The sequence below is a fragment of the Rhodanobacter sp. FW104-R8 genome (assembly GCF_001617365.1).
Lineage (GTDB): Bacteria > Pseudomonadota > Gammaproteobacteria > Xanthomonadales > Rhodanobacteraceae > Rhodanobacter.
In genome coordinates, this window is record NZ_LVJR01000028.1 from 146,585 (window position 1) to 169,792 (window position 23,208).

Genomic DNA, 23,208 nt, shown 5'->3' on the forward strand with positions numbered 1-23,208 from the left:
CCCGCCCGCCGGCTCAGGCGGGCCGGTCCTCGCCTTGGCGCCGCACCAGCGCGGTCAGCAGCGCACGCAACGCGGCCGGGCGCACCGGCTTGTGCAGCACCGGGTAGCCGCGCGCACGGGCGCGCTGCTTCAGCTCGCTGCTGCCGTCGGCGGTGATCATCGCCACCGGCGGCAGTTCGCCCAGCGCGTCGCGCAGCTGCTGCAATGCCTGCAGGCCGTCGACACTGTCGGTTAGGTGGTAGTCGGCCAGGATCAGGTCGATGGGCCCGCGCCTCAGTTCGGCGCGGGCCTGCGCCACGTCCAGCGCGGTGCGGCAATCGACCCCCCAGCGGCTGAGCAGGGCGCGCATGCCGTCGAGGATGCTGGCGTCGTTGTCCAGGCACAGCACGGTCAGCGGCAGCTGCTTGTCCGGGCCGGCGCGCTCCACCCGCTGGCGCCGCACCGGCACCGCCTCGCTGCGCGGCACGGTCACCGCGAAGCAGCTGCCGTGCTCGACCCGCGAATGCAGGTCGAGCCGGTGGCCGAGCATGCCGGCGAGGCGGTCGCAGATCGACAGGCCCAGGCCCAGCCCTTTCTCGCCCCACGGCGACGGGTGTTCCAGCCGCTGGAACTCATCGAAGATGCGCGCGCGCTGCTCTGCCGCGACGCCGGGGCCGGAATCCCATACCTCGATGCGCACCTCGCCCCCCACCCGCCGCGCGCCCAGCAGCACGCCACCCCGGCTGGTATAGCGCAGCGCGTTGGAAAGGAAGTTCTGCAGGATCCGGCGCAACAGCTGCGGATCGCTGCGCACGGCGAGCGTGGTCGGCACCACGCGCAGGCGCAGATCGCGCTGCTCGGCGACCACCGCGAACTGCGCCTTCAGCGAATCGAACAGTTCGGCCAGCGCGAAGCCGCCGACTTCGGGATGGTAGCTGCCGGCGTCCAGCCGCGAGATGTCGAGCAGCGCGTCGAGCAGGTCCTCGGCAGCCCGAAACGAGGCGTCGATGCGCTCGGCCAGCCCGCTCGCTTCGGCGTCCAGCCCGGAATGCTGGCGCAGCGCCGAGGTGAACAGGCGCGCCGCGTTCAGCGGCTGCAGCAGGTCGTGGCTGGCGGCGGCGAGGAAGCGCGTCTTGGAGATGTTCGCGGTTTCCGCCGCGCGGCGCGCCTGCGCGGTGGCGGCCAGCGCCTCGGACAGCTCGGCGGTGCGCTGTTCGACGCGCTGCTCCAGCGTCTCGTTCACCTCGATCAGCGCCTGCTCGGCATGCTTGTACGCGGTGACGTCGGTGTAGGTGGTGACGTAGCCGCCGCCGGGCAGCGCGCGGCCGCGCATCTCGATCACCGTGCCGTCGGGGCGCACGCGCTGGAACAGGTGCGGCGAACCGGCGCGCATGTACTGGATGCGCTTGGCCACGTGCGCCTCGACCTCGCCCGGGCCGCACTCGCCGCGCTCGGCGTTCCAGCGGATCAGCTCGGCCACCGGCACCCCCACGTGGACCATGCCGTCGGGGTAGTCGAACAGCTCCAGGTAGCGGCGGTTCCACGCCACCAGCCGCATCTGCGCGTCGACCACGCTGATGCCCTGCGAGACGTTTTCCAGCGTGGTGGAGAGCAGCTCGCGGTTGAAGCGCAGTTCCTGCGAGGCCTCGTCCAGCAGCGCCACCGACTCGGCCAGGTCGAGGCCGCTGCCGGACAGCGCGCTGATCAGGATGCGCCGCGCGTTGGCCGCGCCCACCGCCGAGGCGAGCAGGCGCTCGGTGTACTGGATCAGCGCGCGGTCGGCCGCCTCGCCGGGCAGCAGCGGCTTGTCGCGCCGCTGCGCGTACTCCTCGAACGCGCGCACGCTGCTGCGCTCGCCCACGATGCGCTCGGCGATGGTGCGCAGGTCGGCCACCGCCACGCGACCGCGCCAGTCGCCGGCGCCGCCGCGGCTGGCCGGGTCGGCGTCCATGAACACCGCCGCGTGCAGGCGTTCCTCCAGGCTGGGCCGGAAGCGCAGCGAGACGAACACCAGGCAGCCCGCATTGACCAGCAGCGACCAGAACGTGCCGTGCATCACCGGATCCCAGCCGCTCAGGTAGAACAGCGCCTGCGGGCGCAGCCAGTCCCAGCCGAACGGTCCGTGGTGCAGCCACTGGTCCGTGCGCACCACCGCAGGCAGCAGCATGGTGTACAGCCACACCACGAAACCGCCGGCCAGACCCGTCACCACGCCGCGGCGGCTGGCGCCGCGCCAGTACAGTGCGGCGATCAGCGCGGGCGCGAACTGTGCCACCGCGGCGAATGCGAGCAGGCCGGTGGCGGCCAGGTTCTCCGCGTTCGCGGCCACCCGGTAGTAGGCGTAGGCCATCAGCGCCAGCGCGATGATCGCGATCCGGCGCACGCCCAGCACCAGCTGCGACAGATCGCTGCGCTGCTCCAGCCGCAGCCGGCGGATGCGCAGCAGCGCGGGCATCGCCAGGTCGTTGCTGATCATCGTCGACAGCGCCACCGAGGCCACGATCACCATGCCGGTGGCCGCCGAAAAGCCGCCGATGAAGGCCAGCAGCGCCATGCCGCGGTCGCCGTGCGCCATCGGCAGGGTCAGCACCCACGCATCGGCACCGCTCGAGTGCAGCAGCGGCATGCGCGCGCCGGCCGCCACGATCGGCAGCACCGCCACGCTGACGACGATCAGGTACAGCGGCACCATCCAGCGCGCGCGGGTGAGGTCGCCGGCGTCCTCGCACTCGACCATGCCGATCTGGAACTGCCGCGGCAGGCAGAACATCGCGCAGAACGCCAGCATGGTCTGCGCGAGGAAGCCGGGCGACAGGCCGTGGCTCAGCTGGGCAACCGGCAGTTGCACGGTGCCGACCAGCCCCGGCCCCCGCCACAGCGCGTAGCCTGCCAATACCACGAATGCCAGCAGCTTGATCAGCGACTCCAGCGCGATCGCCAGCATCATGCCGTGGTGGTGCTCGGTGGCGTCGATGCTGCGCGTGCCGAACAGGATCGCGAACACCGCCAGCAGCACCGCGCACCACATCGCGCTGTCGATGCCGCCGCTCCTGACCGCGCCCAGCGCGGTTCCGCCGAGCACGCCGAACGACATCGCCACCGCCTTGAACTGCAGCGCGATGTACGGCACCACCGCGACCACCGCGATCACCGCCACCAGCGCGGCCAGGCCGTGCGACTTGCCGAAGCGCGCGCCGATGAAGTCCGCGATCGAGGTGATGTTGCGCTGCCTCACCACCTGCACCAGCCGGCGCAGCAGGCCGAAGCCGAACACGTACAGCAGGATCGGGCCGAGATAGATCGGCAGGTAGGCCAGGCCGTCGCGCGCGGCCGTGCCGACCGCGCCGTAGAACGTCCACGACGAGCAGTACACCGCCAGCGCCAGGCTGTAGACGATCGGGCGCAGCCGCGGCTGGCGCGGGTACAGCGGCCGCCGGTCGCCGGCGTAGGCCACCACGAACAGCAGCCCGACGTACAGCAGCGACACCAGCAACAGCAGCCAGCCCTGAATCAAGCCCTCACCCCTCTCACTCGAAGCCGTTCCTGCTCTGCGCCGGAGCCGGGCATGCGCTTGTGCGGTGCCGGCGCGGGCGGCACCATGCGCGGATGACCGCCGCGCGCCTACCGACGCTTGCCAACGTAGCAGAGCACCTGCGCGATGACGAGATTCACGTGTGGCGACTGGACTATCACCCGCGGGACGGACGCGGACCGCTGCGCGCGGTGTTGGCCGCCTACCTCGGCTTGCCGGCGGATCGGGTCGTGCTGGCGGAAGGCGCCTACGGCCGGCCGGTGCTGGCCGGCGGGCACGATCCCTCGCTCGACTTCAACTGGTCGCACAGTGGCGCCGATGCGCTGGTGGCGGTGGGCCGGCACGTCGCCCCCGGCGTCGACCTCGAATGCCTGCGCCCGCGGCCACGCGCGCTGGCGATCGCCGAGCGCTACTTCAGCGCCGAGGAGGCCGCCGCGCTCGCCGCGCTGCCGCCGGCCGCGCGCAGCGCCGCCTTCCTCGAACTGTGGACGGCCAAGGAGGCGGTGCTCAAGGCTCTGGGACGCGGCCTCGCGTTCGGGCTGGACCGCCTCAGCATCGCCGGCACCACCGAGCGGCCCAGCCTGCAGCGTCTCGAGGGCGACGACGCCGCAGCCTGGCAGTTGCGGCGGCTGGCCATCGCGCCCGGACTGGTCGCGACGCTGGCGTGGCGTGGCGGCGAACGGCAGGTCCGCTTCGGCACGCTTGCCAGCCGCGGCTGATCGGCGCACTGTTTCCGACCCCGCCGGCATCGCCGCCGGCGTTGCCCTGTCCACGGCTCTACCCGGGAGCGCCGTCCGCGATGACCCTGCTCAGCGTCAACCTCAACAAGATCGCCGTGCTGCGCAATTCGCGCGGCGGCGACGAACCCGACATCTGCCGCGCCGCGCAGACCTGCATCGAGGCCGGCTGCGGCGGCATCACCGTGCACCCGCGCCCCGACCTGCGCCACGTGCGTCCGGACGACGTGCGCGCACTGGCCGCGACCCTGCGCGGCCGGGTCGAGTACAACATCGAGGGCAATCCGTTCGCCGCCGCCCGCGGCGCCTACCCTGGGCTGCTCGCATTGGCCCGCGAGGTACGCCCTGCCCAGGTCACCCTGGTGCCCGACGGCGACGGCCAGATCACCTCCGACCACGGCTTCGACCTGCAGCGCGATCTCCCGCGGCTGCAGCCGCTGGTCGATGAACTGCGTGCGCTCGGCTGCCGGGTCAGCCTGTTCGTGGACGCCGGCTGCCGGGGTTTCGAGCTGGCCGCCTCGATCGGCGTGGAACGCATCGAGATCTACACCGGACCTTACGCCCACGCCTTTGCCGAAGGCCAGCCCCAGGCCGCGCTGGCCGCCTGCGCCGATACCGCGCGGCACGCGCAGCAGGCCGGGCTCGCGGTGAACGCGGGGCACGATCTCAGCCAGGCGAACCTGGGCACGTTCAAGGCGGCGATCCCCGGCCTGGCCGAGGTCTCGATCGGCCACGCGCTGATCGGCGAAGCGCTGTACGAGGGGCTGGCCACCACAGTGCACAAGTACCTGCAGATCCTGCGCTGAGCGACGTTTCCCATGCATACGAAAACCCCCGCGCAAGGCGGGGGTTTCGTGCTTGATACTGCCCCGGAATGCCGGATCAGAGGTTTTCGGTGAACCCGATCTTCACCAGCTTGTAGCTCTTCGCGTCAGCCAGTACGCGCGCCACGTGCTCGTAGGCCACCGCGTCGGCCGCGGCGATCTGGATTTCCGGCTGGTTGCTCTGCTGGGCGATCACCGCAAACTGCGCCTTCAGGCCCAGCTCGTCCACCGGCGTATCGTTCCAGTACAGCGCGCCGCCCTGGTCGATCTTCAGGTGGATCGGATCCGGCGGGTTGGTCGGCGGAACCACGTTCGGATTCGGCTGCGGCAGGTCGACCTGGATCCGGTGCGCGAGCACCGGCGCCGTGATCATGAAGATGATCAGCAGTACCAGCATCACGTCGACGAGCGGCGTGACGTTGATTTCCGACATCGGTCCACTGGTGTTGGTAGTGAAAGCCATCTCGTCACCCCTTCGGCGCGTCAGTGGTCATGAACGCGACATGCACCATGCCCGAATCCTTGGCGTCGCCGATGATCTTCTTCACGATCTTGAACTCGGTACCCTTGTCCGCGCGGATCTGCAGCTCCGGCTGGGGCGACTTCTGTGCATTCACCGCGAACTGCGCCCGCAACTCGGCTTCGGTGACCAGGTGGTCGTTGAAGTACATGCTGCCGTCCTGCTTGACCGCCAGATCCAGCGGCGGCACCGCCATCTCGGAATCCGGCGTCTTGGGATTCGCGGTGGGCAGGTCGATCGTGATGGAGTGCGACATCAGCGGCGCCGTGATCATGAAGATGATCAGCAGTACCAACATCACGTCGACCAGCGGCGTGACGTTGATTTCCGACATCGGACCGCCGGAATTGCCACCTAGGCTGACTGCCATGGGTCAATCCCTCACTTCTGGCTTTCGACGCGCGAACCGGTGGCGAAGAAGTCGTGCAGGTCGTGCGCGAATTCGTCGAAACGGGCGTACACCACGCGGTTCGAGCGGCTGAAGAAGTTGTAAGCGAACAGCGCCGGGATCGCGGCGAATAGACCGAACGCGGTCATGATCAGCGCCTCGCCGACCGGGCCAGCCACCGCGTTCATCGACGCGTTGCCGGAAGCGGCGATGCGGATCAGGGCGTGGTAGATGCCCCACACGGTACCGAGCAGGCCGACGAACGGCGCCGCCGAACCCACCGTGGCGAGCAGGGTCATGCCGCCTTCCAGACGCAGGCTCTCGCGGGCCACGGCCTGGCGCAGGGCGCGGTCGATGAACTCCGAACGGCTCAGCGATTCGGCCAGGCGGCCGGTGGTGCCTGCCGCCGTGGTGGCCTGCTGGTGGTGGGCGACCGCCGAGGCGGCGTCGAGCGCGATCTTGGAGAACGGCTCGCTGCGCGGCTGGGCTTCCAGTTCGCGAATCGCGTCCTGGGTGGAGCCGTTGCCCCAGAAGCCGTTGATGACCTTGTCGGCGCGAGCCTTCACGGTCGCATTGCGGATGCCGTTGGCGATGATGAAGTACCACGACAGGAACGACATCGCGACCAGGGTCACGAAGACCACCCAGCCTAGCCAGTCGAAGTTCTGGATCAGGTTGTCGAAGCCCATCTGCTTCATGGCTTCGGCATTGGTGTTGCCACCCATCGCCTGCGCGGCACCGGTCGTATCAGGAGTCTGTAGGAACATAACGCTACCCTAGGGAAGTCAAGCGTGAACTGTAACTGTAACCGGGCGAACCCGATTACAGCTGGCTGAGATTGAAGTTGACCGGAACGCGTGCGTACCCTTCAACTTTTTGTCCATTTCGAATCGTTGGATTGAAGCGCCAACGGCGTGCGGCATCCATGGCGGCACGATCAAGTTCATGGTAGCCGCTGGACCGGTCGATCTGGATGTCCTTGGGCGAGCCATCCACACCCACCAGGATCATCAGCACGACCGTACCCTCGTGCCGCTGGCGAATGGCCTGCGGCGGATACTTCGGCTGAAGCCGGCTGTTGTAGCTGAGATCCGAGCTGGCCGTGATGTCCGCCGGCGGCGCAGGCGGTGCCGGCGGCGCAGGCGGCGCAGCGGCCACTGCATTGCTCGACACCTCTTCCACCGGCGGCGGCGGAGTCGGCGGCGGCGGGGTCGGTGGCGGCTTGATCTGCTGGATGATCTTCGGCGGCGGCTGCTTCGGCGGCTCCGGCGGCGGCGGCGGTGGTGGCGGCGGCGGCGGCGGCGGTTCGATGAAGTTCACCTGGACGATGCGTTCCTTTTCCTTGTGGTCCTGATGCGGGGGCGCCATTGGCGCCACGATCAACAGGAACGCAAACGCATGCAGTCCGATGGCAACTGCCAATGCCCAGGTGCGCTTCCAGCTAAACGGCTCGCGCCCGATATCTTCGTTACTTGAGGCCATCTGTCACTGTCTGAAGCTGATCAACGGAAGAGAACGTTGCCGCAGGGCTTGACCCGAAACCGTCCGATGCATGGACGGAACCCGGAAAGAACTTGCCGCTGGGGATACGCAGGGAAAGGTTTTCAACGTTACAACAGAGCATGGCATTTGTATAGCACCGAGGGGGAGGAAATATGGACGTCCATCCGCACCGTGGCGCACGCCGCAGCGGTGCGGATCAACCCGCACCGCTCTTCTGCAGCCATGCCTTGGCCTTCGCGGCCGTCTCGGGATCCTGGGCCGCCTTCTTCATGGCGTCGATCGCGCCCGGCTTGTTCTTCAGCCCGCGCTCGGCCTCGGCCAGCAGCATGTATGCCGTGCCCTTGTGCTTGACGCCCTTGTCGATGCCCCGCTGGATCAGGGTCTTGGCCTGGCTGTACTTGTTCTCGCTCAGCAGAAGGCGGCCGCTGCGCAACGCGGGCTCGCCGTCGGTGGCGGTCGGCTCGGCCTTGTTGTAGTAGTCGATCGCCTTGCCGGTGTTGTTGGCCAGTTCGGCCGACTGGCCGAGCAGCACGTAGGTATCCGCGTCGGCCTTGACCACGCCCTTGCTGATGCCTTCCTCGAGCACCTGGCCGGCCTTGGTCGCATTCGGCGCCGGGTCGGCACTGTCCTGGCCGGTGATCAGGTACAGCTTGGCCAGGTTCACGTACTGCGTGTCCTTGGTGAGCTTGCCGGCGGCGCGGGCACTTTCCAGCATCTGGATCGCCTGCGGGTACTTCTGCGCCTGGGTCAGCACCGCCACCGCATTGTTGAGCGCGTTCGGGTCATCCGGGTTGGCACCGAGCTGGCTCTGCGCCAGCGCGGCGGCCTTGTCGTTCTGGCCGGACTCGGAGTAGCTGGCCATCAGGATCTGGTCCCAGGTCGGCTGCGGCTTGTCGGTCAGCGACTTGGCCTTGGTGATCGCGGCGATCGCCTCGGGATACTTGTTGAGGCGATAGTCGGCGTTGCCCTCGAGCGCGTAGGAGTCGGCGGTTTCCTTCTTGCCCTCGGCGCGCCATTTGGTGATCGTGTCCAGCGCGGGCTGGTACTGCTCGTCGGCCATCTGGAACTGCGCCAGCATGTACATCAGCTGGAAATAGGTATCGTTCGGCATCACGCCGAGCGCCAGCGAGCGCTGCAGCGAGGCGATCGCACCCTTGGTGTCGCCGTCGTTGTAATGCAGGCTGGCCATGCCCTGCAGGGCAAGCGCCTGGGCGTACTTGCTCTTGCTGCCGTCGATGATCGGCTGCAGCACTTGCTCGGCCTTGGCCTTGTCGCCCTCGTTGACGGCGTCCAGGCCGGCGTTGAGGTTTTTCTGGTCCTTCTCGCTGGTCAGGTCGAGCTTCGGCTCGACGCGGGTCGCGTTCGGATACAGCACTTCCTTCTTGGGTTTGGCGTCATCGCTCTTGCGCGCCAGCGCCGGGCTGCTGGCCACGCCGAGCAACAGCGCAACGCCGGCCAGCATGGTTAACCCTCGGGCATGCTTCATGGTGATCCTCGTTTCTGTCTGCGCGTATCGATCGATTGACGCGGGGGAATTGTGGAGGATAACCCGAGCCGGCAAGCGATAACAAGTTGCACTGCCGCATCAAAGCTCGTTAAAAATCAATTACTTGATCGCCATCCCGGACATCGGCGCGGCCTGCGCGCCGGTGTGCATGGTCAGATGTCCAGGTTGGCCACCTTCAGCGCGTTCGCCTCGATGAAATCGCGGCGCGGTTCGACCGCCTCGCCCATCAGCATCGAGAACATCTGGTCGGCCGCGATGGCGTCCTCGATGCCGACCTGCAGCATGCGCCGGGTGTCCGGGTTCACCGTGGTATCCCACAGCTGCTCCGGATTCATTTCGCCCAGGCCCTTGAAGCGCTGGATGCTGCGACCCTTCTTGGCCTCGTCCAGCAACCAGTTGCGGGCGTCGAGGAAGCTGAGCACGCCACGCGAGGCGTTGCCGCGGCGCACCACGGCGTCGGGCTGGATCATGCCGGCGATCTGCTGGCTGATCGCCAGCAGCGGGCGGAACTCGTTGCTGGCGAAGAACGGCTGCGGCAGCAACCAGGTATGGCTGAGCCCGTGCTGTTCCTTCACCACCTCGATCGCGGCCGGCTGCTCGCCGTGAGCCGGGCGCAGCGACATGCGGTAATGCGGCTTGCCCAGTCCGCTGGCGGCCAGGCGCTGGGTGGCGCCGTCGAGCCACGCCTGCATCGCAAGCGAATCGGCCCACAGCGCCGGCGCCATCGGCGTGTGTTCAAGCAGGGCGTTCAACACGGCGGCATCGAAGCGATGTGCCAGCTTGGCAATCTGGTCCAGCGCGTGCTGGTAGCCGCGCAGCAGCTTTTCCAGCGCCTCGCCGGCGATCGGCGGCGCGTCCGGGTTGTAGGTCAGCGCGGCGTTGTCGACCGCACTGGAGATCAAGTAGTCGTTCAGCGCAGTGTCGTCCTTGATATACAGCTCCTGCTTGCCCTGCTTCACCTTGTACAGCGGCGGCAGGCCGATGTAGATGTGGCCGCGCTCGATCAGCTCCGGCATCTGCCGGTAGAAGAAGGTCAGCAGCAGGGTGCGGATATGCGAGCCGTCGACGTCCGCGTCGGTCATCAGGATGATGCGGTGGTAACGCAGCTTGTCGGGGTTGTACTCGTCCTTGCCGATGCCGGTGCCGAGCGCGGTGATCAGGGTGCCCACCTCGGCCGAGGCCAGCATGCGGTCGAAGCGCGCCTTCTCGACGTTGAGGATCTTGCCCTTCAGCGGCAGCACGGCCTGGGTCTTGCGGTTGCGGCCCTGCTTGGCGGAGCCGCCGGCGGAGTCACCCTCGACCAGGAACAGCTCGCACAGCGCCGGGTCCTTCTCCTGGCAGTCGGCCAGCTTGCCCGGCAGGCCGGCGATGTCCAGCGCGCCCTTGCGCCGGGTCATCTCGCGGGCCTTGCGCGCAGCTTCGCGCGCGCGCGCGGCATCGACCACCTTGGAGGCGATCGCCTTGGCCTCGTTCGGGTGTTCCAGCAGGAACTCGCCGAGCTTTTCGTTGACGACCTGCTCGACCACGGTCTTGACCTCGGACGAAACCAGCTTGTCCTTGGTCTGCGAGGAGAACTTCGGGTCGGGCACCTTCACCGACAGCACCGCAATCATGCCTTCGCGCATGTCGTCGCCGGACAGCGCGCCCACCTTGGCGTTCTTGGCCAGGCCGGATTTCTCGATGTAGTTCTGCAGCGAGCGGGTCAGCGCGGCGCGGAAGCCGGTGAGGTGGGTGCCGCCGTCGCGCTGCGGAATGTTGTTGGTAAAGCAGAACATCGTCTCCTGGTAGGAGTCGGTCCACTGCATCGCCACCTCCACCACGATGCCGTCCTGCTCCGCCGTCAGGCTGATCACGTTCGGGTGCAGCGCGGTCTTCAGCTGGGCCAGGTGCTGCACGAACGAACGGATGCCGCCCTCGTAGGCAAACGTGTCCTGGCGTCCTTCGCCGCGCTCGTCCTTCAGATCGATGGTGACGCCGGAGTTGAGGAAGGCCAGCTCGCGCAGGCGCTTGGCCAGGATCTCGTAGTGGAAGTCGATGTTGCTGGTGAACGTGGCCGGGCTGGGCAGGAAGCGCACCAGGGTGCCGCGCTTGGACGACGGACCGACTTGCTTCAACGGGTACAGCGGCTCGCCGAGCGCGTACTCTTGCAGGTATTCGTGACCGTCGCGATGGATGGTCAGCCAAAGGTGATCGCTGAGCGCATTCACCACCGACACGCCCACGCCGTGCAGGCCGCCGGAGACCTTGTACGAATTCGCGTCGAACTTGCCGCCGGCGTGCAACACCGTCATCACCACCTCGGCGGTGGAACGGCCCTCCTCCGGGTGGATGTCGACCGGGATGCCGCGGCCGTTGTCGCTGACGCTGACCGAACCGTCATCGAGGATGGTGACCACCACCTTGTCGCAGTAGCCGGCCAGCGCCTCGTCGATCGCGTTGTCGACAACCTCGAACACCATGTGGTGCAGGCCGGTGCCGTCATCGGTGTCGCCGATGTACATGCCAGGGCGCTTGCGCACCGCCTCCAGGCCCTTCAGGACCTTGATGTTGCTGGAGTCGTAATGCGATTCGTTGATGGGTTCGTTCATGCGTCGACCGTTTCCTGGCGCCAGCAACCCGCCCGACGCGGCGCCGTGAAAGGCCGGACAGGGTTATGCCCTTTGGTGGAGATGCAACCCGCTGATTATAGCAGGCGCGTCAGCTCGCCTTGTTCCACGTGGAACACACGAGCCGGCAGACCCTGCAAAGCCTGCGGCAACTCCGTGCCGGTCAGCAGAACCTGCGCCCGGGCTGCAGCCAGCTGGGCGACCACTGCCGCCTGATGGGCCTGGTCCAGCTCGGAGGCGAGGTCGTCCAGGCAGACGATCGGCCATTCGCCGCGGTGTTCGGCATACAGCTCGGCCTGGGCCAGCATGCAGGCCAGCGCCGTGAGCTTTTCCTGGCCGCGGGACAAATGCTCGCGCAGCGGCGCATGCTCGAACGCGATCGACCAGTCGGCCCGGTGCGCGCCCAGCGTGGTATGCCCGCGGGCCAGATCCCTGCCCCGCTGCTCGCGCAGCTGCCGGGCCAGGTCCTGCTCCTCCGGCCAGCCGCGGCGATATCGCAGCTCGAGCGCCCCCAGTTCCGGCAGCAGGCCGCCGATGCTGGCAAGCAGCTTTGGTTTCAGCAGATCCAGGTAGGCACCACGCTGCTGGTCGATCTGCTGCGCGGACTGGGCGAGTTCGATCTCCCACGGCGCGAACAAATCGTCATCGCCCGGCGTGGCGGAACGCAGCAGGCTGTTGCGTTGCTTGAGCGCGCGCTGGTAGCGACGCCAGCCGGCCAGGAATTCGTGTTCCACGTGGAACACGCCCCAGTCCAGGTAGCGGCGGCGTTCCTCCGCCGCACCGGCGATCAGCGCATGCGACCCCGGCTCGAAGCAGACCACCGCGCACTCGCGCACCAGTTGGCCGATCGCCACGTTCGCGCCGTCCAGCTTGGCTTCCCAGCGCACGCCGTCGCGGCCCAGGCCCACCCGGCCGACGCGCCCGTCCGCATGGCGCAACTCGGCGAAAATCGACAGCTGTGAAGCGCCCCGCTGCAACAACGCCTCTTTCGCGCCACTGCGGAACGAGCGGGCGTGCGAGAGCAGGAATACTGCTTCCAGCACGCTGGTCTTGCCTGCACCGTTGGCGCCCGTGAACACGTTGAGCGCCGGATCCAGCGCCACGCCGACTTCGCCCAGGCAACGCAGCCCGCGCACCCGCAACTGCTCCAGCCTCACGGGCGCAGTTCCCATAAACGGCAACGCCGGGGGTCCTCGCGGACGCCCCGGCGTTGCCCTTGTCCACCGCCCCGTACGCAGGCCATGCAGCGAATGTCAGAGCCGCAACGGCATGATCACGTGGCGGGCGTGCTCGTTGTCGTGCTCCTGCACCAGGCAGCTCGACTGCGCGTCGCGCAGGCTGAGCCGGGCCTGGTCGCCGCGCAGCGCGGACAGCGCATCGAGCAGGTAGCCCACGTTGAAGCCGACCGCCAGGTCGGAGACGTGGGTGTCGGCCTCGACCTCTTCCACGGCCTCTTCCTGCTCCGGGTTATGCGCCACGATGCGCAGCTTGCCCGGCGAGAGTTCCAGCCGCACGCCGCGGTACTTTTCGTTGGACAGGATCGCAGCCCGCTGCAGGGCCCCGCGCAGCACCTCGCGATTGATCGTGGCGGTCTTGTCCGCGCCCAGCGGGATCACTGCCTCGTAATCCGGGAACCGCCCGTCGATCAGCTTGGAGGTGAACACCACATCGCCACGGCGCACGCGCAGGTGGTTGCGGCCGAACTCCAGCTCGACCTGGCCCTCGCCGGTCTCCAGCAGGCCGACCAGCTCGTTGACGCCCTTGCGCGGGATGATGATCTGCCGGCGCGTGCTCACCGAGCTCTGCAGCTGGGTTTCCTTCATCGCCAGGCGATGGCCGTCGGTGGCCACACAGCGCAAGGTATGTTCCTGCAGGTCCAGCAGCATGCCGTTCAAGTAATAGCGCACGTCCTGGTTCGCCATCGCGAAGGCGGTGCGCTCCATCAGGTCGCGCAGCACCTCCTCCGGCAAGCTCACCTTTTCCACCAACTCGATCTCGTCGATGGTGGGGAATTCGGCAGCCGGCAGGGTGGTCAGCGTGAAGCGGCTGCGCCCGGCGCTGAGCGCCACGCGGTCACCGTTGAGCTTCACGTCGATCCGCACGCCGTCGGGCAGGGCACGCACGATGTCGAACAGCTTGCGCGCGGGGATGGTGATCTCGCCGTCGGCCGGCTTCTCGGCCTCGGCGGTAGCCATCATCTCCACCTCGAGGTCGGTGCCGGTGAGCGACAGCCGCCCATGACCCACCTTGACCAGCAGGTTGGCCAGCACGGGCAGGGTCTGCCGGCGCTCCACCACGCCCACCACCTGCTGCAGCGGCTTGAGCAGGGCTTCTCTCTGGATGCTGAATTGCATGGCTGTGCTTCCCCTATACCTGCTGTTCTGTCTTTAAAAGAAGTTTAGTGGTTGTTGTTGGTTCGGTGGATAAGATTTATATCGTATTTTTTGTTTGATAATCAAATAATTGAACGATGATACGGGTGTGTCTGGAACGGCGGGCTGCCGGTGGGCGGTTTGTGGATAACTTCCGATGCGATTCCATCCACCCATTATCCACAGCTTGGCCTCCCGCTTATCCATAAACTTTGCGCATCGGCCGGTTTCAGCCGGTCAGCGTGCGGATCAGCTGCTCCCAGTCCTGGCGCATCCGCGCGTCGGTCTCGATGAATTTGCGGATCGTCTTGCAGGCGTGCATCACGGTGGTGTGGTCACGTCCGCCGAACGCTTCGCCGATCTCCGGCAAGCTGTGTTCAGTCAGTTCCTTGGACAGGGTCATCGCGATCTGCCGCGGCCGCGCCAGCGAACGCACGCGCCGCTTGGACAGCAGGTCCTGCAGCCGCACGTTGAAGTATTCGGCGGTGATCTTCTGGATGTTCGGGATGGTGATCGCCTGGGCGTGCGTGGCCAGCAGGTCGCGCAGGGTCTCCTCGGCGAAGTCGGTGGTGATCGGCTTGCCGTAGAAGTTGGCCCGCGCCGCCAGCGTGTTCAGCGCGCCCTCGAGGTCGCGCACGTTGGAGCGGATGCGCTTGGCCAGCAGCATCGCCACGTGCTCGTCCACCGCTACGCCCTTGTCGTGTGCCTTGGCCAGCAGGATCGCCGCGCGCGTCTCGAAATCCGGCGGCTCGATCGCCACCGACAGGCCCCAGCCCAGCCGCGATTTCAGCCTAGGCTCCAGCTTGTCCACTTCCTTCGGGTAGCGGTCGCAGGTGAGGATGATCTGCTGCTTGGACTCGAACAGCGCGTTGAAGGTGTGGAAGAACTCCTCCTGCGTGGTGTCCTTGCCGGCGAAGAACTGGATGTCGTCGATCAGCAGTGCGTCTACCGAGCGGAAGCGCTGCTTGAACTGGTCCATGCTCTTGGCGCGCAGTGCCTCGATCATCGAGCCGACGAACTGCTCCGAGCGCAGGTACAACACCTTGCAGTCCGGGTTGCGCTCGCGCATCAGGTTGCCGGCGGCGTGCATCAGGTGGGTCTTGCCCAGGCCGGTGCCGCCGTACAGCAGCAGCGGGTTGTAGGCGCGGCCGGGGTTGGTCGCCACCTGCATCGCGGCGGCCTTGCCGAGCTGGTTCGACTTGCCCTCGACGAAGGTCTCGAAAGTGTAGTGCGGGTCCAGGTTGTGGCTGAACGCCGGCGCCGGGGCGCTGGCAAGCCGGGCCGCGGGCGCGGCGGCCGGCCTGGCCGTCGGTGCCGGCCGTGGCGAATTCGACCCGACTTCCAGCCGCACCGGACAGGGCTTGCCGCCCAGCTGCTGCAGTACGGCGCCGATCCGCTCCAGGTAGCGTTCGCGCACGGTGTCCAGGGTGTAAGGGTTCGGCGCGAACAGCTGCAGGCCGTCGGCATCCTCGCGCGCCTGCAGCGGCATCAGCCAGGTGTGCAGGTCTTCGGCGCTCAGCTCGCCTTCGAGGCGCTCAAGGCAGCGCCGCCACAGATCACTCATGGATAAAATCAGCCACAGCTTTTGGGCGCTTGCGCGCACGGGACGGACTAGTCTAGCAGCAGCCCGACCGCCCTCGCCGTCCACATATCCACACCGCTATCCACAGGACATGCACAGGCCGCCATGTGGCGCCATTTGACAGCGGCGGCGGCTACCCCACATACTTTCCAACCTTTTTATCCACATTCCCTTCGGAGTAAGCCATGAAGCGGACCTTCCAGCCCAGCAAGCTCAAGCGCGCACGCACGCACGGTTTCCGCGCCCGTATGGCCACCGCCGACGGCCGCAAAGTCCTCAACGCGCGCCGCGCCAAGGGCCGCAAGCGCCTGATCCCGTAAACACCGATCCAGTATTGGGGACGGGTGCCATGTCCACCGCCGGTCTGCCGCGCGAAGCGCGGCTGCGTCGGCCGGGTGACTTCGCCGCCTTGCGGACCAGCAGCGGACGCGCAGGCGGCCGCTGTTTTCATATGCGCTACCGCGACAACGACCTCGGCCATGCCCGGCTCGGCCTGGCGATATCCAAGCGCGTCTCCAAGCGTGCGGTCGAGCGCAACCGGATCAAGCGGCTGCTGCGGGAGTCATTCCGGCGCATTCGTCACCAGCTGCCGGCGGTCGATATGATGGTGATGGCGCGCGAGCAGGCCGCCGGCGTGCCGGGGCCGCAGCTGCTGGCCGAGCTCGATGGCCTGTGGAAGAAGTTGCTGGCGAACCATGCCGCGACCTCCGGGCCATTGAAGCCCGCCGGCGACACCCGCACAATCGAACGCTGATCTTCATTCCTCCCGTCTCCGCGGCGTTGACAAGTGTCGTGGCGTTACCCGGATCTGCTACGCGATGAATCAAACGCGCACCTTCCTCATGTTCGCCCTGCTGGCCGTGGCCTACCTCCTGTTCCTGGCCTGGGAGAAGGACTACGCGCCCAACCCGCCGCCGGCCGTGGCGGCCAGCGCCGCCGCCGGCACGGCCGCGACGCCGGCCGACGGCAGCGTGCCCGGCGCCATCCCGGGCGCAACCGCTTCAGCCGCCGCCACCCCGGCGATCGCCGGCGACAGTGGTCGGGCCGCGCCGGCGACGGCGCAGCTGGTCACCGTCACCACCGACGTGCTGAAGCTCGCGGTGGATACCCGCGGCGGCAGCCTGGTGCACGCCGACCTGCTCGCCTACCCGCAGGCGCCGCGCACGCACAAGGCGCCGAACCCGCCGCCGACCGTGCTGCTGTCCAGCGACGACGCGCACTACGCGGTGGCCCAGAACGGCCTGGTCAGCAGCAGCGACAGCGCCTCGGCGGACCAGCCGAACCACTTGGCGCTGTTCCACGCCGAGAAAACTGCCTATACGCTGGCCGACGGCCAGGACGAACTGAAGGTTGACCTCACCTGGCAGGACGCCGCCGGCCTCAAGGTCACCAAGACCTATACGTTCAAGCGCGGCAGCTACGTGATCGGGGTGAGCCAGCGCATCGACAACGGCGGCGCCACTGCCTGGCAGGGCAACGCCTACCAGCAGTTGCTGCGGGTCGAGCCGCCGAAAGCGGGCAGCTGGCTGAAGAACTATACCGATCCGGAGACGCGCAGCTTCCAGGGCGCGGCCTGGTACACCGGCGAGAAATTCGAGAAGCTGCCGTTCAAGAACTTCGCCGAGCCGAAGGACCGGCTCGATGCCGATATCAAGGGCGGCTGGGCGGCGATGCTGAAGTTGTACTTCGTCACCGCGTGGATTCCGCCGGCCGGGCAGACCGAACACTACGTCACCCAGACCCTCAACCCGGACAGTGCGCACCCGCGCTACCTGATCCGCACCGTCGGCCCCGCGCTCAGCGTGGCGCCGGGGCAGAGCCTCACCAGCCAGTCGCGCCTGTACGTGGGCCCGAACGTGCAGGGCACGCTGGACGCGATCGCGCCGGGGCTGGATCTGACCATCGACTACGGCATGTTCAAGATCATCGCCGTGCCGATGCACTGGGTGCTGTCGCAGTTCCACGCCATCACGAAGAACTGGGGCGTAGCGATCATCCTGCTGGTGCTGCTGATCAAGGGCCTGAGCTGGAAGCTCACCGCCATGCAGTACCGCTCCAGCGCCCGCATGCGCAAGCTGCAGCCGCGCGTGCAAGCGCTCAAGGAGCGCTACGGCGACGACAAGCAGAAGATGCAGATGGCGATGATGGAGCTGTACAAGAAGGAGAAGGTCAACCCGATGGGCGGCTGCCTGCCGGTGCTGATCACCCTGCCGGTGTTCTACGGCCTGTTCTTCGTGCTCGAGTACAGCCTGGAGCTGCGCCACGCGCCGTTCCTGTGGATCCCCGACCTCAGCGCACCCGATCCGTTCTACATCCTGCCGGTCATCTACGCGCTGGTGATGCTGGGCACGCAATGGCTGAACCCGGTCGCCGCGGGCATGGACCCGACCCAGGCGAAGATGATGAAGGTGATGCCGCTACTGTTCACGGTGATGTTCGCCTTCTTCCCCGCCGGCCTGTGCCTGTACTACGCGGTCAACGGCATCGTCGGTCTGGGCCAGCAGTGGTGGATCACCCATCACGTCGACCGCGAGGACGCGGCCAAGCCCCAGGCCGCCTGATGCGTGATTCCTGCGATCGTCCCTGATCGCGAGAATCAAACGGGCGGCCATCCCTGGCCGCACCCCAAGGGAAACCTTTGCGATCATCCTGATCGCGAAAGTCAAGTGGGCAGCCATCCCTGGCTGCACTTTCAATTAAAGCGGCCGTGCCGGGCAACCGCCGCGGCCGTCTTCGTTTACGCTGATGCCATGAATTGCCCCACCGACACCATCGCCGCCATCGCCAGCGCTCCGGGTGCGGCCGGTGTGGGCGTGCTGCGCGTGTCGGGGCCGGCGGTGCCGGCGATCGCGCAGGCCCTGCTCGGCCGCGCGCCGCAGCCGCGCCATGCACACTTCGCCGCGTTCCGCGACGCCGCCGGCGCGCTGCTCGATCGCGGCCTGCTGCTGCACTTCCCCGCCCCCGCCTCGTACACCGGCGAACACGTGCTGGAACTGCAGGGGCACGGCAGCGCGGTGCTGCTCGACGCGCTGCTGCGACGCTGCTGCGAGCTCGGCGCACGGCTGGCGCGTCCCGGCGAATTCACCGAGCGCGCCTTCCTCAACGGCAAGCTCGACCTGGCCCAGGCCGAAGCCGTCGCCGACCTGATCGCGGCACGCTCGCAGGCCGGTGCGCGCGCCGCGCTGCAGTCGATGGAAGGCGTGTTCTCGCGCAAGGTCGGGACGCTGTTGCAGGCGCTGGTCGGCTTGCGCGTGCACATCGAGGCGGCGATCGACTTTCCGGAGGAGGAAATCGACTTTCTCGCCGACCCGGCGATCGCGGCACGACTCGAAAGCCTGCGCGCCGAACTGGCCGAGCTCCTGCGCGAGGCGCAACGCGGGCTGCGCCTGAATGATGGCCTCAAGGTGGCCATCGTGGGCCGCCCCAACGCCGGCAAGTCCAGCCTGCTCAATGCGCTGGCCGGCAGCGACCGCGCCATCGTCACCGCGATTCCCGGCACCACCCGCGACGTGCTGCGCGAATCGCTCAGCCTCGACGGCATCGCGCTGGAACTGGCCGACACCGCCGGCCTGCGCGACACCGAAGACGAAGTCGAACGCGAAGGCGTGCGCCGCGCCCACGGCGAACTGCAGCGCGCCGACGTCGCCCTGCTGGTCACCACTGCCGCCGACTACGCAGCCGACCTCGCGTTCTTCGACGCCCTGCCCGCCAGCGCCGAACGCGTGGCGCTGATCAACAAGATCGACCTCGCCGGCATCGCTGCGCGTCGCGAAGAGCGCGACGGCGCGACCTGGCTGTGGGCCTCGGCGAAAACCGGCGAAGGCCTCGACGCCCTGCGCGAACACCTCAAGCAGCTGGCCGGCGCTGGCAGCGGCGAAGGTGCCTTCAGCGCGCGTCGCCGTCACGTGCTCGCGCTGCAGCAGGTCGGCGCGCATCTCGATCGCACCGCCACCATCCTCGCCACCACCCGCGCCGGCGAACTCGCCGCCGAGGAACTGCGCCAAGCCCAGCACGCACTGGGCGAAATCACCGGCAGCTACAGCAGCGACGACCTGCTCGGCGCGATCTTCAGTTCGTTCTGCATCGGGAAATAGGTTTACTCTCCGCAAGTCGGTGGGGGGTTACCGGCCGGAAATATCAGAAGCCAGGGGGCGACGGGAGGAACCATGCGTACGCGCGTCATTTGCTTCGTTGCAGGTGTTTCGATGCTGGTATTCGTTCCTGCAAGCCGCGCCTCTGACATATACAAATGCGCGGGCCCGTCCGGCGATACGATATTCAGCAGCGAGCCGTGCCCGGGGCATAAATCAAAACCCGTCCTTCAAATAACGCCAGGCGAAGTCGCCGCCGCGCAGCGCCATCAGGACATTGATACGCTGAACTATCTGCTTCGCCAGGGGCGCTTCGGTGACGCAACGTCTTTTGCGAAGCTCAAAGGACTTCTGCCCAACCTGCAGAATCGCGTCCAGCGCATGCAGCAGCAATATGTCGCTCAGCAGCAGGACGCGGTAACGAACGCCGAAGAATCCCGCCAAGCCGCCATAGCCGGCTTGGCGGATCGGAACGCGCAACTGAGCGCGCAGAACCGAGTGCTGCTAGACGAAGAGGATCGGCAGCAAAACGCGTACGAAGAACAACTACGGCAGCGAAATGCTGCGCAGCAGGTAGCGCGCATGCAGCAGGAGGCTGCGCAGCAAGCGGCGCAGATGACACCAAAGTTCAACGCAGCGACGGGTCAATGGTGCCAAGATGTCGGCGGCTTTGTAGAGTGCCACTAAGGAGCGACACGATGACTGACAAGGTTTACTACCAGACCGCGGCGTCCGAAGTCGCCGGCGGCCAGCTCGACCAGGCGCTGTGGATCAAGGTCGGTGCCGAGATGCCCGGGGCCGACAACGTCGCGCGACAAGCCAAGTACATCCAACTGCGTGCGCAGGAATTGGCGCGCGATACGATGAAGAGCTGCGCAGCGACATGGCTCCGACGCACCAAGAAAATCGTACTTGTGCTGGTGGGTTTGATGCTACTCGTTGCGCTGGCGGGCGCTCTTTTTGATTGGGTTTTCCCCCAACACTATTCAGCCCCGCAGACGCGCGACAGTAGCCCTTATGGGTACTGATGGAGCCCCCTATTCATTCTCTGCCTCCAACGGCGCGACCAGGGTGCTCAACCGCCGCAGCTTACTGACATTTGCGGTGTTGTAATACGGATTGGGGAAGCGGTTTCGCCCTGCCCATCCGCTCACGTTATACCAGGGCTTACGCGCTTCGTCGTCGGGGAGTAGCGAGTTCGGCGTGCCGACCGTGAAGTTGTTGGGATCATTACCGAAACGCAGTGTGCCGAGTGACGCGCCGCTATTCGCGCCGTCCGACTGGGAAATTTGTGCATCGAGCGCCTGCTGGGCAAACTTGCCCTTGTCGCTGGCTAGGTAGGTTTTCCATTCGGCATCGGACGCGCCGGGCTCGGGCATGCTCCCGAACAGCTGCCGCGATGCCAGGTTGCCTGACGGGTCCATTGTCCCGTTCCGGGTGTATTGATCCTCGTAATCTTTGAACGCTTGTTGCTTCTGCGCAGCGGCTGCGCGATCCGCATTGTCCTTCTCGATACCGAGCCGCGCCGCGTCCACGCCGGCTTTTTGCTGCTGCCCGTGCAGGGTAATCAGATCCTTCGTGCTGAAGCCGCCCGTGCCGCCCGCGGCGCCCGGTACGCCGCCCGTGCCCATGCCCATGCCGCCCATCATCGGCATGCCGTTGCCGGCATCTCCGCGGGAGAGCCCCTGCAGGCGCCCCGTGATGCGGTTCAGCGTCGCGCGATTGGCCAGGGCCGCCTCGGGATCGTTCGACGTATTCACGCTGGACAGCGCGTTCTGGTATTCCAGCAGCTGCTGCGGTGACATGGCGCGCAGGGTGGCGGCCAAGCAATCAACCAAGCTTTTGCTGTATCAGCAGCGATTGAACTTCGCTAAGTCGAGGCATACCGCCCTGCGCGCCCAGCTTGGTCACCGACAGCGCGGCGGCGGCGCAGGCCTTGCGCACTGCTTGCGGCAGGCCTTCGTGCAGGAACACCGCCAGCGCGGCGTTGAAGGTGTCGCCGGCGCCGGTGCTGTCGACCACGTCGACTTTGAAGCCGCGCTGGTGGAGCGGTTTGCCCTGCTCGCGGTACCAGGCGCCTTCGCCGCCGCGGGTGAGCACGACGGGACAGGGCGAACGTTGCATCAGGCTGCGGAAATCCTCGGCCGGATCGGCGCCGAGCAGGATGGCGAGCTCGTGCTGGTTCGGGGTGAGGTAGCGGGCGAGTTGCAGCCAGTCGGTCGGCAGCTTCTGTGCGGGGGCGGGGTTGAGGATCACCGGCACGCCGAGGCGGTGGCCCAGGCGCAGGGTGGCTTCCACCGTTTCAAGCGGGATTTCCATCTGCACCAGCACGGCGTCGGCGCGAGCGATCAGCGACTGCGCCGCTTCGACCTGCGCGGGCGTGACGCGCGCGTTGGCGGCGGGCACCACGATGATCTGGTTCTCGCCGCCGGCGACGGTGATCGAGGCGGTGCCGCTGGCGCTGTCGGCGAGTTGCACGACGTGATCCAGGCCGATGCCCTCGGCGGCGAGGCCGACGCGCAGCTGTTTCCCGAAGGCGTCGCCGCCGGTGGCGCCGACCAGGGCCACCTCGGCGCCCAGCCGGGCAGCGGCTACCGCCTGGTTGGCACCCTTGCCGCCGGGCACGGTGAGGAAGCGCTCGCCGAGGATGGTCTCGCCGGGGCCGACGAAGCGCGGCGCCTGGGTGACCAGATCCATGTTGATGCTGCCGACCACGACGATGCGCGACATCTGTTGCTCCCCTCCCATGACGCGCTGGCTTCACTGTGGATGTGCGAGCTTAACCGCTGGCGTGTCTGGGTCGAAACGGTCGATGTGGTGCGCAGGCGGGCCGCGCTTGACGCGGGCTTGATGCCAAGAGCGACCCCGCCCCAGCCCTCCCCTGCGTTGCAGGGGAGGGAGCGGAGCTCAAGCAGAGGGGAAGCTCAGGGCGAGGGTACGCGGCCGATGCCGCCGGCGTCGCCGGGCAGCAGGGCCGGCGCGGGACCGGCCACGGCGAGCAGGGACTGCGCGTAGCTGTCCTCGAGGCTGACGGTGGAGACCTCGTCCCAGGCGAAGAACGAGGGCTCGCGCATCCACTCCGCGTCGGGGCTCAGTTCCTGCAGATTGAAGCCGTCTTCCTCGACGTCGATCAGGCGGCCGATGTAGCAGACCTCGGACTCGTCCTCGCTGTCCACGTGTACGCCGATCACCGGTGCCTGGGCGCCGGCGGCCTGGATTACCTCGCGGATGCCGTCCAGCGGGAAGCCGCGCGGCATCCGCGGCAGGATGCGCTTCAGCGCCAGCGCCTTCTCCATGAAGGCGTGGTGCTTGTCCGGCGCTTCCAGTTCGGTGACGTCGCGATGGCGCATCACGTACATGCCGTCGTAGGTGATGCCGTCGCCGACCACCCAAAGCAGGAAGAACTCGCGTCCCACGCCGCCCACGTAGCCGCAGAAGCTGCCGTGCTCAAGCTCCTCGCGCCACAACCGCACCAGCGTCTGCTTCTGCTGCGCCTCGCGCAACTGGGCGCGCTGGCCGGTGTTTTTCAGTTCAATAACGTTGTTCACGGTGTCTATTTTAGCAGAC

At 67.3% G+C, this 23,208-nt stretch carries 21 protein-coding genes; 8 read left to right on the forward strand and 13 right to left on the reverse strand.

From position 1 onward, the window contains the following. Positions 1-13: 13 nt before the first annotated feature. The gene (locus RHOFW104R8_RS09525; RefSeq protein WP_068093689.1) at positions 14-3,493 is read right to left on the reverse strand and encodes a PAS domain-containing hybrid sensor histidine kinase/response regulator; all 3,480 of its coding nucleotides are present in this window, start codon (positions 3,491-3,493) and stop codon (positions 14-16) included. A 158-nt stretch (positions 3,494-3,651) separates the two neighbouring features. Between RHOFW104R8_RS09525 and RHOFW104R8_RS09530 the strand changes: the two genes are divergently transcribed. Next, positions 3,652-4,230 carry a 4'-phosphopantetheinyl transferase family protein gene (locus RHOFW104R8_RS09530; RefSeq protein WP_407071435.1) on the forward strand — a complete coding sequence of 193 codons (579 nt, stop codon included), beginning with the start codon at positions 3,652-3,654 and terminating at the stop codon, positions 4,228-4,230. A gap of 80 nt (positions 4,231-4,310) precedes the next feature. Then, positions 4,311-5,054: a pyridoxine 5'-phosphate synthase gene (locus RHOFW104R8_RS09535; RefSeq protein WP_068093683.1), complete on the forward strand. Its 744-nt coding sequence runs from the start codon at positions 4,311-4,313 to the stop codon at positions 5,052-5,054. 76 nt (positions 5,055-5,130) lie between these two features. Here the strand turns inward: RHOFW104R8_RS09535 and RHOFW104R8_RS09540 are convergent, their stop codons facing one another. The 9 genes from RHOFW104R8_RS09540 to dnaA form a co-directional block, all read right to left on the reverse strand. After that, entirely contained in the window at positions 5,131-5,535 is a 405-nt protein-coding gene (locus RHOFW104R8_RS09540; protein WP_068093679.1) for a biopolymer transporter ExbD, read from the reverse strand. Between the two features lie 4 nt (positions 5,536-5,539). After that, on the reverse strand, positions 5,540-5,962 hold the full coding sequence (locus tag RHOFW104R8_RS09545; protein ID WP_068093678.1) for a biopolymer transporter ExbD: 423 nt from the start codon (positions 5,960-5,962) through the stop codon (positions 5,540-5,542). Between the two features lie 11 nt (positions 5,963-5,973). Beyond that, complete coding sequence (locus RHOFW104R8_RS09550; protein WP_201028733.1) at positions 5,974-6,747, reverse strand: MotA/TolQ/ExbB proton channel family protein; 774 nt, start codon at positions 6,745-6,747, stop codon at positions 5,974-5,976. A gap of 55 nt (positions 6,748-6,802) precedes the next feature. Then, the gene (locus tag RHOFW104R8_RS09555; protein WP_068093672.1) at positions 6,803-7,462 is read right to left on the reverse strand and encodes an energy transducer TonB; all 660 of its coding nucleotides are present in this window, start codon (positions 7,460-7,462) and stop codon (positions 6,803-6,805) included. Between the two features lie 217 nt (positions 7,463-7,679). After that, positions 7,680-8,969 carry a tetratricopeptide repeat protein gene (locus RHOFW104R8_RS09560; protein ID WP_407071436.1) on the reverse strand — a complete coding sequence of 430 codons (1,290 nt, stop codon included), beginning with the start codon at positions 8,967-8,969 and terminating at the stop codon, positions 7,680-7,682. Between the two features lie 173 nt (positions 8,970-9,142). Next, entirely contained in the window at positions 9,143-11,578 is a 2,436-nt protein-coding gene (gyrB, locus tag RHOFW104R8_RS09565; protein WP_068093665.1) for a DNA topoisomerase (ATP-hydrolyzing) subunit B, read from the reverse strand. A gap of 95 nt (positions 11,579-11,673) precedes the next feature. Next, positions 11,674-12,768: a DNA replication/repair protein RecF gene (gene recF / locus RHOFW104R8_RS09570; RefSeq protein WP_153021686.1), complete on the reverse strand. Its 1,095-nt coding sequence runs from the start codon at positions 12,766-12,768 to the stop codon at positions 11,674-11,676. 81 nt (positions 12,769-12,849) lie between these two features. Continuing rightward, positions 12,850-13,950 (reverse strand): DNA polymerase III subunit beta, encoded by a 1,101-nt coding sequence (dnaN, locus tag RHOFW104R8_RS09575; protein WP_068093660.1) that lies wholly within the window; start codon positions 13,948-13,950, stop codon positions 12,850-12,852. A 247-nt stretch (positions 13,951-14,197) separates the two neighbouring features. Further along, positions 14,198-15,532, reverse strand: coding sequence for a chromosomal replication initiator protein DnaA (gene dnaA, locus RHOFW104R8_RS09580; RefSeq protein WP_068093655.1), 1,335 nt, complete (start codon positions 15,530-15,532; stop codon positions 14,198-14,200). A 203-nt stretch (positions 15,533-15,735) separates the two neighbouring features. Here dnaA and rpmH point away from each other — a divergent pair, with 203 nt between their 5' ends. The 6 genes from rpmH (at position 15,736) to RHOFW104R8_RS09610 (ending at position 20,669) form a co-directional block, all read left to right on the forward strand. Continuing rightward, a complete protein-coding gene (gene rpmH, locus RHOFW104R8_RS09585; protein WP_007510029.1) occupies positions 15,736-15,870 on the forward strand; it encodes a 50S ribosomal protein L34 in 135 nt (44 codons plus the stop codon). Positions 15,871-15,899: 29 nt separating this feature from the next. Further along, positions 15,900-16,304: a ribonuclease P protein component gene (gene rnpA / locus RHOFW104R8_RS09590; protein ID WP_082823581.1), complete on the forward strand. Its 405-nt coding sequence runs from the start codon at positions 15,900-15,902 to the stop codon at positions 16,302-16,304. Positions 16,305-16,368: 64 nt separating this feature from the next. Then, on the forward strand, positions 16,369-18,111 hold the full coding sequence (yidC, locus tag RHOFW104R8_RS09595) for a membrane protein insertase YidC (protein WP_068093654.1): 1,743 nt from the start codon (positions 16,369-16,371) through the stop codon (positions 18,109-18,111). A gap of 189 nt (positions 18,112-18,300) precedes the next feature. Continuing rightward, a complete protein-coding gene (mnmE, locus tag RHOFW104R8_RS09600) occupies positions 18,301-19,644 on the forward strand; it encodes a tRNA uridine-5-carboxymethylaminomethyl(34) synthesis GTPase MnmE (RefSeq protein WP_068093652.1) in 1,344 nt (447 codons plus the stop codon). Positions 19,645-19,716: 72 nt separating this feature from the next. Then, positions 19,717-20,328: a DUF4124 domain-containing protein gene (locus RHOFW104R8_RS17360; protein ID WP_153021685.1), complete on the forward strand. Its 612-nt coding sequence runs from the start codon at positions 19,717-19,719 to the stop codon at positions 20,326-20,328. A gap of 11 nt (positions 20,329-20,339) precedes the next feature. Further along, on the forward strand, positions 20,340-20,669 hold the full coding sequence (locus RHOFW104R8_RS09610) for a hypothetical protein (RefSeq protein ID WP_068093645.1): 330 nt from the start codon (positions 20,340-20,342) through the stop codon (positions 20,667-20,669). A 9-nt stretch (positions 20,670-20,678) separates the two neighbouring features. On the opposite strand, the gene RHOFW104R8_RS09615 is transcribed toward RHOFW104R8_RS09610, so the two are convergent. From RHOFW104R8_RS09615 to RHOFW104R8_RS09625, 3 genes are all read right to left on the reverse strand, one after another. Continuing rightward, entirely contained in the window at positions 20,679-21,467 is a 789-nt protein-coding gene (locus RHOFW104R8_RS09615; RefSeq protein ID WP_068093641.1) for a hypothetical protein, read from the reverse strand. A 4-nt stretch (positions 21,468-21,471) separates the two neighbouring features. Then, entirely contained in the window at positions 21,472-22,371 is a 900-nt protein-coding gene (gene rbsK / locus RHOFW104R8_RS09620; RefSeq protein ID WP_068093638.1) for a ribokinase, read from the reverse strand. Between the two features lie 194 nt (positions 22,372-22,565). After that, the gene (locus RHOFW104R8_RS09625; protein ID WP_068093635.1) at positions 22,566-23,189 is read right to left on the reverse strand and encodes a hypothetical protein; all 624 of its coding nucleotides are present in this window, start codon (positions 23,187-23,189) and stop codon (positions 22,566-22,568) included. Positions 23,190-23,208: the final 19 nt, after the last annotated feature.